At 49.6% G+C, this 12,133-nt stretch carries 10 protein-coding genes; 9 read left to right on the top strand and 1 reads right to left on the bottom strand.

Going from position 1 to position 12,133, the window contains the following annotated elements; genetic code table 11:
• Positions 1–159 precede the first annotated feature (159 nt).
• Positions 160–621 (bottom strand): RNA polymerase-binding protein DksA, encoded by a 462-nt coding sequence (gene dksA, locus SAR116_RS00425; RefSeq protein ID WP_013044959.1) that lies wholly within the window; start codon positions 619–621, stop codon positions 160–162.
• 374 nt (positions 622–995) lie between these two features.
• On the opposite strand from dksA, the gene SAR116_RS00420 reads away from it, so the two are divergent.
• The 9 genes from SAR116_RS00420 (at position 996) to SAR116_RS00380 (ending at position 12,064) form a co-directional block, all read left to right on the top strand.
• The gene (locus SAR116_RS00420; RefSeq protein WP_013044958.1) at positions 996–1,700 is read left to right on the top strand and encodes a response regulator transcription factor; all 705 of its coding nucleotides are present in this window, start codon (positions 996–998) and stop codon (positions 1,698–1,700) included.
• Positions 1,701–2,024: 324 nt separating this feature from the next.
• Complete coding sequence (locus SAR116_RS00415; RefSeq protein ID WP_013044957.1) at positions 2,025–2,219, top strand: DUF3553 domain-containing protein; 195 nt, start codon at positions 2,025–2,027, stop codon at positions 2,217–2,219.
• 88 nt (positions 2,220–2,307) lie between these two features.
• Positions 2,308–4,026 (top strand): NAD(P)H-dependent oxidoreductase subunit E, encoded by a 1,719-nt coding sequence (locus SAR116_RS00410; protein WP_013044956.1) that lies wholly within the window; start codon positions 2,308–2,310, stop codon positions 4,024–4,026.
• Between the two features lie 67 nt (positions 4,027–4,093).
• Positions 4,094–6,868: a formate dehydrogenase subunit alpha gene (gene fdhF / locus SAR116_RS00405; RefSeq protein ID WP_013044955.1), complete on the top strand. Its 2,775-nt coding sequence runs from the start codon at positions 4,094–4,096 to the stop codon at positions 6,866–6,868.
• Positions 6,869–7,093: 225 nt separating this feature from the next.
• Positions 7,094–8,329 (top strand): 5-aminolevulinate synthase, encoded by a 1,236-nt coding sequence (gene hemA / locus SAR116_RS00400; RefSeq protein WP_013044954.1) that lies wholly within the window; start codon positions 7,094–7,096, stop codon positions 8,327–8,329.
• Between the two features lie 25 nt (positions 8,330–8,354).
• Positions 8,355–9,089: a hypothetical protein gene (locus tag SAR116_RS00395; protein ID WP_013044953.1), complete on the top strand. Its 735-nt coding sequence runs from the start codon at positions 8,355–8,357 to the stop codon at positions 9,087–9,089.
• 219 nt (positions 9,090–9,308) lie between these two features.
• Positions 9,309–9,974, top strand: coding sequence for a peroxiredoxin (locus SAR116_RS00390; protein ID WP_013044952.1), 666 nt, complete (start codon positions 9,309–9,311; stop codon positions 9,972–9,974).
• 85 nt (positions 9,975–10,059) lie between these two features.
• Positions 10,060–11,100 carry a ferrochelatase gene (gene hemH / locus SAR116_RS00385; protein WP_013044951.1) on the top strand — a complete coding sequence of 347 codons (1,041 nt, stop codon included), beginning with the start codon at positions 10,060–10,062 and terminating at the stop codon, positions 11,098–11,100.
• Positions 11,101–11,233: 133 nt separating this feature from the next.
• Entirely contained in the window at positions 11,234–12,064 is an 831-nt protein-coding gene (locus SAR116_RS00380; protein WP_013044950.1) for a hypothetical protein, read from the top strand.
• Positions 12,065–12,133: the final 69 nt, after the last annotated feature.

The following is a 12,133-nucleotide window of genomic DNA, read 5'->3' as shown; positions in this document are numbered from 1 at the left end:
GTAGCATATGAGGCAACACAGGGGCGACACAGGGGCGACACAGGGGCGACACAGGGGCGACGCGCAAGCATGCCCCGCCCCCATATTTCAAAGGGATCAGCGCCCAATCCAATCAATCAGGAACCGTCATAGGTCTAATGATGAAAGATAACCGAAACGTTAATCGTCGCGATGCACACGTTCCATGCGCTCATGCCGTTCCTGTGCATGCAGGCTCAATGAGGCAATCGGGCGCGCTTCCAGACGGCGTAGATTGATCGGTTCATCGGTTTCAACGCAATAGCCATAGCTGCCATCATCGATCCGGCGCAAGGCCGCTTCGATTTTTTGCAGTAATTTACGCTCACGATCACGCGTGCGCAGATCAAGCGCGGCGTTACTTTCGATTTGTGCCCGATCCATTTGATCCGGTTGATGCAGGTTTTCCTGCGACAACCCTGAGATCGTGGCACCTGCTTCATCAATCAGCTCGGCGCGCCAATCTTCCAGCTTTTTGCGGAAATACAGCAACTGCATCGGATTCATGAATTCTTCGCTATCACTCGGCCGGTACCCTTCGGGTAGCAGACCTAGCGACGCTGACTCGGAAGTGGTTTTTGTTTTTGATGTTATCGAAGTCATTTCAAAACCTATTCGTCAATATTAATTGCAGGGCAATAACTTGTCAGGCCGTACAGCCCCGAGACGTGAATTCAACAGACCAAAATTTGCCCTTCACCTACACCGTATTTCGTTACCAATCAAGTATATTTTTTGGGTCAGTTTCGCGGCCTAGCACCGTTAACCATTGAAAATCATTATTAAAAAGTTAATCACGCATATGTGATTTGAGATCTTGTTCATGTTCCTTTAACTTTTGCACTAAGCCAACGTTCGTGTGAATTATTGTTTTATTATACGTGTTCTGTCTTTTCACCTTCGAACTTACATGTGGCGGCGCGTTTTGCCGCAATTTTGCTCTGCTAAAGGGCGCACAAATAAGGAAAGAGGTATCGATGAATATTCTTATTGTTGAAGATGATCCAGTTATTGCAGACGTGATCGGTATGACCCTTGATGAAGCTGGGCATTTCAGCACAGTTGCCCATACAATTGAGGCATCACTTGCTGAATTGCGACATAATCGTATCGACGCTGTTTTGCTTGATATAAACCTTCCTGATGGCAACGGCACCCGGCTGGCCCGCTTGATCCGCAAGCATCACTTACCCATGCCAATACTTGTTGTCTCTGGTAATAGTGGCATTGATGACAAGATTGCAGCGCTTGGTGCTGGTGCCGATGGCTATCTTACCAAACCCTTCGATAGATATGAATTGATGGCCAATCTGGACGCGATTATCCGGCGCACCAATGGTCATAGTTCGGCGGTTGTCACCGCTGGCAATCTCACCGTTGATCTCAGCCGCAATTACGCCAAGATTGGCGACAAGCAGCTCAATCTGACTGGCAAGGAATTCCGCATTGTCGAATTTCTGGCGCTACGTAAGGGATCAGTGTTGAGTAAAGATGCCTTTTTGAACCATCTCTATGGCGGTATTGACGAACCTGAGCCAAAGATCATTGACGTCTTTATGTGCAAATTACGCCGTAAACTCGACAATGCCGGGGCCTCCGGGCTGAATATCGATACGGTATGGGGACAAGGCTATATCCTGCGTGAAACCCCCGATTTCGAAATTGCCGAACAATCCATTTAACCTTGGCCACTAGATGTTTCAAACCAAGCAGAATGCGCACAGACATCTTCATGTTTTGTTAATATTATTTGATGTGTCTTGTTAAACTTCATCAATGATTGGTTAAATTAAACGCCAAACCAAAGTCTCTCCCTGAATGGCCAGCATCATGCTGGCCATTTTCTATTTGACCCCGATATTCGACAATCCCCAATCATCGACATCCCCCGATAATCACCATAAGGTACAAAGGGCATATGACCTATCGACAGCATTTTAACGCTGTCGTATTTATGGTATTGTCGGGCTTAGCCGGAACAGATCACACATAACCATGGTGACAACATGCTGTATTTTGAACTTGGGGATTTTGTGAGACATCCTGAACGCCCTGATTGGGGTATTGGTCAGGTGCAATCGATTGTCGGTCTGAATGTAACGGTGAACTTTGAGCATGTCGGCAAACAGCTGATAAATTGTGCGTATGTGGATCTGCTGGCGGTATCTGAAAAAACCATGACGCCCCCTATCAGTTCATAGCTAATGTTTGTAAAGACATTCGTTTTGCATGTTGTTACGAATAATAAGCTATAGCCTAGTATATGATGCTTTTATGGGAGAAATGCTGGTGGATAATTTACCGAACACCGGTCGCGATAAGTCAGACGATTTTAGCAGCGCTGGCACACCCAGCCGCGGCAAAGGAAGATACAAACCAAAAGGTCGTATGCTTGACCCTGTTGCGCTTGACGAAGTGCGCGCGCTACTGGGTAATATCAGCCCCACCCGTGATATGCTGATTGAATATCTGCACATGATACAAGATAGTGAAAAACACCTATCTGCACGGCATCTGGCAGCGCTTGCCCATATCATGCGCATTCCGATGGCCGAAGTCTGGGAAGTTGCCAGCTTCTATGACCATTTTGATCTTGTTAAAGAAGATGAAACAGCCCCACCGCTTTGTACCGTTCGCGTTTGCACGTCACTTTCCTGCATGATGGCTGGCGGTGAAACCATGCTTGAAAAGTTACAACCCTATGCCAGTGACAAGGTGCGTTTTGTTCCTGCGCCTTGCATTGGCGCTTGTGACAAGGCGCCTGCCGCCGCGGTTGGTCACAAACTTGTCGAACATGCCAGCTTTGAAGCGCTGAAAGCCGTTGAAGAAGACGGACATCCGGAAATTCCGGCAACCGCACGCCGTTTTGATGATTATGTCGCCGATGGTGGTTATAGCCTGCTCAAAGCTTTGCTGGCAGGCGAGAAAACCGCCGAAGATGTTTTGTCCGTTCTGGATAACACAGCTTTACGTGGTCTTGGCGGTGCGGGGTTCCCGACTGGACGTAAATGGCGCATTGTTTCAGGCCAGCCCGGACCACGCCTGATGGCAGTCAATGGTGATGAGGGCGAACCGGGCACCTTTAAGGACCGCCTATATTTATCAAATGACCCCCACCGTATGATTGAAGGCATTCTGATCGCAACCAAGGTTGTGGGCATCGATGCTTGTTACATCTATATGCGTGATGAATACCCAGAAATCATTGCCTTGCTAAAAGAAGAGCTGGCGGCTGTCGAAGCGGCAGGCTTAACCGATCATACCGAGTTGCATCTGCGCCGCGGTGCTGGTGCCTATATTTGCGGCGAAGAGTCAGCCATGATCGAGTCGATCGAGGGTAAACGCGGCCTGCCGCGTCACCGCCCGCCCTTTGTCGCTGAAAAAGGCATCTTTGACCGCCCGACGCTGGTCAATAATGTCGAAACGCTATACTGGATTCGTGACATTGTCGAACAAGGTGCCGACTGGTTCAACAATCAGGGCAAAGACGGACATCCCGGGCCACGCAGCTATTCGGTTTCTGGCCGTGTTGCCAAGCCTGGTGTGATCGTGGCTCCTGCCGGTTCGACTGTTGAAGAATTGATTGCCCTATGCGGCGGCATGGCTGATGGACATAGCTTCAAAGGCTATCTCCCTGGCGGTGCCTCCGGTGGTATTCTGCCCGCAAGCAAAAGTGATATTCCGCTTGATTTTGGTGGCAAACTTGCCGAGGAAGGCTGTTTTGTAGGCTCGCATGCAGTCGTCGTATTATCCGATCAGGATAATATGTGGGACGCCGCGACAAATCTGTTAAAATTCTTTGCGCATGAAAGCTGCGGGCAATGCACCCCATGCCGGAATGGCACCGAAAAGGCAGTGACATTGATGCAAAGCGCAAATCCTGATGTCAATCTATTGGGCGAATTATCGATTGCCATGGGTGATGCCAGCATTTGCGGCCTTGGTCAGGCGGCATCCAATCCTCTGACCAGCGTGATGAAGCATTTTCCTGAAGATATTGTAAAATAACGACCAAACCGGATACCAATCATAACTGACTTTGCTAGCCACTCAGATTTAGGTGAAAGATATAACGATGACTGATACGAAAACACCGATTAATTTTATTCTCGATGGCAAGGATGTTAGCGCCGAAGCTGACGAAACCATATGGCAGGCTGCGGCACGCCTTGGCACTGATATTCCGCATCTATGTTACAAAGATGATGATGGCTACCGCCCTGATGGCAATTGTCGGGCCTGTATGGTTGAAATTGAGGGTGAACGGGTCTTGGCGGCATCATGTATCCGCGCCCCAAGCGAAGGCATGGTGGTAAACAGCCAGAACCACCGCGCCACCACGGCACGTAAAATGGTCATGGAATTGCTTGTTTCCGATCAACCTGCGCGTGAATCTGCGCATGATCCGGATTCCGAATTGTGGAAATATGCCGAAACACAGGACGTTGAAAGCGGCCGTTTTCCAGCGCGCATGTCAGCCGAACCTGATAGTTCACATCCAGCTATTGCCGTCAATATGGACGCTTGCATCCAATGCGGCTTGTGCGTTCGCGCCTGCCGCGAAGTGCAGGTCAATGATGTGATCGGCTTGGCTGGTCGCGGTGCTGATGCGCATATCGTGTTTGATTTTGGTGATGATATGGGTGCCAGCACCTGTGTGGGTTGTGGTGAATGTGTTCAGGCCTGTCCAACAGGTGCCCTGATGCCCAAAACCCTGCTTGATGACAGCCAGAAGCTGGCAATCACGCCTGACCGCCATGTCGATTCCGTGTGTCCTTATTGCGGTGTTGGCTGTCAGCTAACATTCAATATCAAAGATGAAAAAATCGTGGCTGTTTCGGGTCGTCAAGGCCCAGCCAATAAAAGTCGGCTTTGTGTCAAAGGCCGTTATGGTTTCGATTATGTTGCCAATCCGGAACGCCTGACAACGCCCCTGATCCGCCGCGATGATGTTGCCAAGTCAGACTCCCTGCCCTTTGACGCCAGCAATCCACTCACCCATTTCCGCGAAGCAAGTTGGGAAGAAGCACTTGATCTTGCCGCGGGCAAACTCAATCATGTGCGTGACACCTATGGTCCATCAGCCATGTCGGGCTTTGGTTCGGCCAAGGGTAGTAATGAAGAAGCCTATCTCGTGCAAAAGCTTGTACGTACTGGCTTTAAGACCAATAATGTCGATCACTGCACACGGTTGTGTCATGCGTCATCGGTCGCTGCTTTGCTGGAAAATATTGGTTCTGGTGCTGTCACCGCCTCCTTTTCCGAATGTCGCAATTCAGATGCCATTATCGTGATCGGCTCAAACCCGACAGTGAACCATCCGGTTGCCGCGACCTTTATCAAGAACGCTGCCCAAAAGGGTGCCAAGCTTTATGTCATGGATCCCCGCGGTCAGGCACTTGACCGCTATGCCGAAGAATCACTGAATTTTGTTCCGGGCACTGATGTGGCGCTGTTGAACGGTCTGATTCATGTCATTATCGACGAAGGCCTCTATGATAGTGATTATGTCAAAAATCAAACCGAAGGTTTTGAAGACCTGAAAGCCCGTACCGCCAGTTCAACGCCTGAGGCTATGTCGGCCATTTGTGGTATTGCGCCCGACACAATCCGCGACGTGGCACGTGGCTATGCCAATGCCAAAGCCGCGATGATTTTCTGGGGCATGGGCATCTCACAGCATACGCATGGCACTGACAATTCACGCTGTTTGATTTCGCTGGCCTTATTGACAGGCAATGTTGGCAAGCCCGGCGCTGGTCTGCATCCGCTTCGTGGCCAGAATAACGTTCAGGGCGCATCTGACGCGGGTCTGATCCCGATGTTCTTCCCTGATTACAAGCCTGTTGGCGACCCTGAAATCCGCGCTAAATACGAAAATCTATGGAACGCCAAGCTGGATCCGGAAAAAGGCCTTACCGTCGTTGAAATTACCGACGCCGCCTATAATGGTGACATCAAGGCGATGTATGTGATGGGCGAAAATCCGGCCATGTCGGATCCTGATCAGGCGCATGCCCGCGCGGCGCTGGCGAATCTGGATATTCTGGTTGTGCAGGACATCTTCATGACCGAAACGGCCGCTTTTGCCGATGTAATCCTGCCTGCTTCGGCCTTTCCGGAAAAGAATGGTACCTTTACCAACACTGACCGCCGCGTGCAGATGGGGCGTCAGGCGATCGACCCACCAGGCGACGCTAGACAGGATTGGTGGATCATTCAGGAACTTGCCAACCGCATGGGCCTAAGCTGGAGCTATACACATGCCCGGGATATTTTTGGCGAAATGCGCATGGTTATGCCGTCTTTGACTGGCATTACATGGGATCGCTTGCTCAAGGAAGATGCCGTTACCTACCCATGTGCTGATGAAAACAGCGAAGGCAAGGATGTGATCTTCGGCGATGGTTTCCCGACCGCGTCGGGACGCGGACGGATGACACCGGCAGATGTATTGCCGCCTGATGAAATGCCTGATGCTGAATTTCCGCTTGTGATGTCCACCGGACGTCTGCTGGAACATTGGCATACCGGTTCGATGACAAGGCGGGCAACCGTTCTTGACGCCCTCGAGCCAGAGCCAGAGGTACATGTCTCACCATCTGATCTGCAATCATTACAGGTATCGGCTGGTGATCTGATCCGTGTCGTGACGCGTCGTGGTGAAATTGCGCTGGCTGCCCGGGTTGACCCGAAACTGCCTGCGGGTATGATCTTCGTTCCTTTCTGCTTTAACGAAGCCCCTGCCAACATGCTGACGAATCCGGCGCTTGACCCATATGGCAAGATCCCCGAATTGAAATTTTCGGCCGCAAGGCTTGAAACAGTGGTCGAAGCTGCGGCAGAATAGCTCAACGGCCATATACCCTCTATACGGATGTGATATTTCGCGATATCACATCCCTAGTGACTATCTAAGAAGCGTTCGTTTGTCTTTGATGTTTTGGTTCCGTGTTTCGTTACATTAACCGCTTTTGCGCGAAGGTTAGCAACCATTGGTTAATAGCCCTAAGCTTAGAACGCCACCAAACGCAACAGAGGGCATTAAGGCACCCTGTTAGGCTGGAGACGGCAGTTGAATTACCGCGATGCGTTTAAAAGCAAGCTCAATCAACTAGTGGCCGAAAATCGGTATCGCCACTTTGTTGAGCTTGAGCGCATTGTTGGCGCGCATCCTCAGGCTGTCTGGAACGCCCCCGATGGTAAACGCGATGTCACGGTATGGTGTTCGAATGATTATATCGGCATGGGGCATCATCCCGACGTGATCGCCGCCCTGCAAGATGCAGCTGGTCAGCATGGCACTGGCGCTGGTGGCACCCGCAATATTTCGGGCACCAGCGCATCGATTGTTGCGCTGGAACAGGAACTAGCATCATTGCATAACAAAGAACGTGCATTGGTTCTTACCAGCGGCTATGTCGCTAATGAAGCCAGTATCAGCGCCCTTGCTGGCTTGCTGAATGACTGCATTGTCTTTTCTGACGCGATGAATCATGCCTCGATCATTTCCGGCATTCGTCATGCACGGGTTGAAAAGGCTATTTTCCGCCATAATGATGTTGCGCATCTGGAATCGCTACTGGCAAGCCAGCCGCTTGACCGGCCAAAGATCATCATTTTTGAATCGGTCTATTCGATGGATGGTGATATCAGCCCGATTGCCGACATTATCGACCTGGCCAAACGTTATAACGCGCTGACCTATCTTGATGAGGTTCATGCTGTTGGCATGTATGGCACCGATGGCGGCGGCATCGCCCAGATGCTTGGTCTGGATAACGATATCGACATCATTCAGGGCACGCTTGGCAAGGCCTTTGGCACGATTGGCGGCTATATCGCGGCTGATGATGTGATTTGTGACGCTGTGCGCAGTTACGGGTCTGGTTTTATTTTTTCAACCGCCCTGCCGCCTGCCATTGCCAGCACAGCATTGGCATCGGTGCGGCATATTCGGGCGCATGACAAGCCTCGAAACCAGCAAAAAATTCAGGCTGAAAAGCTGAAAGCGGCGTTACGCGCCACGCAGATAGAGTTTCTCGACGGGCCAACGCATATCGTGCCGGTCATGATTGGTGATGCCGCCACCTGTACCCGCGTTTGCCGGCTGTTACTTGATGACTATAATATCTATGTCCAGCCGATCAATTACCCCACCGTTGCCAAAGGCACCGAACGGCTACGTCTGACCCCTGGCCCGTTTCATGCCGATGCCATGATCGCGCATCTTGTGAACGCGCTGGAAAATGCCATTTCCCGTGCCACCGCCGAATCCGATCAGGCGCGCCAACCTGGACTATCTGGGTAATTCATCTGGGCAAAAGAGAGCATAAATGATTGTCTTAGAGAAACCAAACCCAGAAATTTCTCGATTGCTTAAAGCAGCAACTGCCGCCAAAAAAACTGACATAGACATTGCTATAAAATACATTATAGAAGCACTTGAAATCCATAAAAGCGAAAATACTTGCATTGATATTCCCATAATTAAAAAGCTAGCAGACTATGAACGTTTGCGCGGTAACTTCATAAAATCAGTCAAAATTCTTCAAAGCACCTACCGTCAAATTGTCGAAGGTGAAGAGTTAGTTATGAAAGCGACATATATGAGCTTGATAGTTTCATATGTTGCGACACTTTGTAGAAAAGAAAAAAGAGATGGCTCAGCCTTTGAAACGCTTGGCAGCCAATTATGGGCGCTTGGTCTAGCAAGCCAGGGTAGGTTAAAAAATCTAATTGAGAATAACTCATTTTCAGATAGTGAAGATTTTTTAACTTTTATTACTGAAGAAGAAAAGAAACTCTTTTTTATTGACACATTGATCAAAGAGAATTTGTGGAAATATGATGATGAAATTATTACCGGTCATCTGCTAAAAACCGATCATCTGCTAAAAACAAGGATGACAGATGAAACACTAATCATAGATTCAACTGCAATTATGATGGATTTTTTATGGACAACAAATACGAAATTCCAAAGCACGTACACTGAGCTTGAAAAACAATTTGTTTCTCGAATTGATGTTGCTTTTACCATTTTATGCAAAGCGATTAAAAATGAATAACAAAGTGATCATCGGACATCTTAGGACTTCCTAGCGTATGGCTTTGCGCCTTTATCCGTAAAAGGCAAAATTTTGCGTTTCAAAACGCTAAATTAAAATAGTCATCCCCGTCATATTGTATCCCGCAAACTGAGTCCCATGTCTGATATATGACGTGATTTCGGCTGCGATAGCCGCATGCCTGTGCATGATCACCCAATACAGCCTAAGGAGACAAAAATGTCACTACGAATCAATGATATAGCGCCTGATTTTACCGCGCAGACAACGCAAGGCGATCTGTCGTTTCATGAATGGCTTGGCGATAGCTGGGGCGTTCTGTTTTCGCATCCAAAGGATTTTACGCCCGTTTGCACAACCGAGCTGGGTGCACTGGCCGGATTACAGCCTGAATTTGAAGCCCGCAATGTGAAAGTCATCGGCCTGTCGGTTGATCCGGTCGAAGATCATAATTCATGGCTTCAGGATATCGCTGATGTCACCGGACATATGCCTAATTATCCGATCATCGCCGATACCGAACTTGCTGTTGCCAAACTATATAACATGTTGCCGCGTGAAGAAGGCACCAGCCATGCCGGCCGCACGGCGGTCGAAAATCAGGCCGTCCGGTCGGTATTCATCGTCGGGCCTGACAAGCGGATCAAGCTGACATTGACCTATCCGATGGCCACGGGGCGCAATTTCGCCGAATTGATCCGCACAATCGATTCATTGCAACTAACAGCGACGCATAAAGTGGCCACACCAGCTGATTGGCAGCATGGTGATGATGTTATCATTGTGCCCTCGGTATCGGATGATGAGGCATGGACATTATTTCCCGATGGCTGGCAGACGATAAAGCCCTATTTGCGCAAGGTTGCTGACCCGACAAAACCATAGTTTAAGGTCTTTTCGCGCGAAAGGCTGGACGCCACCGCATCAAGTCCCTACATATCTAGGACGTGATGTTTAAAGAGTGTCTGCCATGCCGATAAATAAAGCCCCTGCCGATCATCCCACCTTTCCCGGGCAAGCCAGAACCGGCTTGCTTCTGGTCAATCTGGGCACGCCTGATGGCACCGATAAAAAATCGATGCGGCGCTATCTGAAACAGTTTCTGTCTGACCGCCGCGTGATTGAAGTGCCGCGCCTGCTATGGTGGGTGATCCTCAATGGCATCATCCTGAATGTTCGACCCAAAAAATCGGGGGCCGCCTATGACCGTATCTGGCTAAAGGATGATCCCGACGGCTCACCCTTGCGTAAAATCACCCGTTTGCAAGCCGAGCATGTCGCCAGGACCTTTAACAGCGATAATCTGATGGTCACATATGCAATGCGTTATGGCCAGCCCGCCATCGACCGGCAATTACAGGCATTACAGGATGCCGGATGTAGCCGCATCGTATTGATGCCGCTTTATCCGCAATATGCGGCCTCGACCACCGCGACGGTGAATGATGAATTATACAAATGGGCGCTTGATAAACGCTGGCAACCGGCGGTGCGCACCGTCCCGCCTTGGCACGATCATCCGGGCTATATCAAGGCACTAGCCGCCAGCGTCAAAGCCGCCGTCAAAAAGCATGGCAAGCCTGATGCGCTGGTTGTATCATTTCACGGCATCCCGAAAAGCTATTTTGTAGCGGGCGATCCCTATCATTGCCATTGTATGAAAAGTGCGCGGCTTCTCAAGGAAGCGCTGAAATGGGATGATGACAGCTTTCATGCTACCTTTCAGTCGCGCTTTGGTTCCGAACCATGGTTGCAACCCTATACCGATATCAGCGTTGTCGATCTGGCCAAACAGGGCAAGAAACATGTCATGGTTATGGCACCTGGCTTTGTTGCCGATTGTCTGGAAACCCTTGATGAACTGGACATTGAACTGCATGAAGAATTTATCGAGCATGGCGGCGAGAAATTCAGCTATATCCCCTGTCTGAATGACTCGGCGGCGGGCATGAAGGTGATCGAAGACATCGCCATCGACAACCTCAAAGGCTGGGTTGATCTGAAACGATAGCGCACTCCCTGATAATTTTAACATAATTTCAATGCTTTATTTACCGACTCACCGTCGGAATTTGGCATATTGATCTCAATTATTAATCGCCACATTAGTTATCTCTTATAAATAAACTTATGAGAGACAACTGATGAATTACAAATCGTCTGCCAGCCTTATGATCGCGCTGGCCATGTTACATGCTCCCGCCGCGGCTGATGTGATGGATGAATATCGCGATCCGACATTCACCGGCGGTTATGTCGTCGGGGAGTATCTGTTTGATGAAACATCGGAAATGGATCAGAAAGCTTTTGCCATTTATGGTGAATATGATGTGGCCACATATGCCACCCTGTATTTCCGCGCCCAGCACGCCAAAATCGAAAACAAAACCGTCGATGGTGTCGCGCCTGACAAAGCCAAGGATAATGACCATATCTCGGCTACAGGTACCCGGCTTCGCTATCGCTTTGGCGAAGGTGACCAGCATGAAATAGGCACATTGCTGACTTTGTCACAGCGCGATTTTAACGAAATCAACGGCCTTACCTATCGTGTTATGCCTTATGTCTATCTATTCTCTGGCCGCACCTTTTCCGCCCGTGCGCATATTGAATGGGACTTTATCAGGCGTGATGCCTGGAACGCCGAAGTAGAAGACTATCAGCGCACCGACAGTGAAGAACGCGAGGCGGGACTGTATCTGCGCGCCAATCTTACCAATATCCTTGGCTATGTCAGCGATGATATGCAGCCCGATAACTGGTCACTATCCTATGAAGATAAGCTGGCGACCAATATTGACGAAGGCGCTTGGGGTATTTCGCATGAACATACCGTATCGGTTGACCATGATAATGGCTGGTCGCTGATCGTGGCACAGCAAAAATACGCGACAGAGGACACCGCCAATATCAACCCGTTCAAAAAGGTCACCAAGGCTGGCTATACAACGGTTCAGGTCAAACGCCAGTTCTAGCTTCGATCATCGGCTAACCACTTCGTGACAGTCCGCCGATAATGCGCCATCATGACATCCGGCTTATGT

Origin of the sequence: Candidatus Puniceispirillum marinum IMCC1322, assembly GCF_000024465.1 — a bacterium.
In the GTDB taxonomy this organism is placed as follows: Bacteria; Pseudomonadota; Alphaproteobacteria; order Puniceispirillales; family Puniceispirillaceae; genus Puniceispirillum; species Puniceispirillum marinum.
Note: the sequence above shows the minus strand (reverse complement) of the source record. Positions and strands in the feature narration are given on the sequence as shown.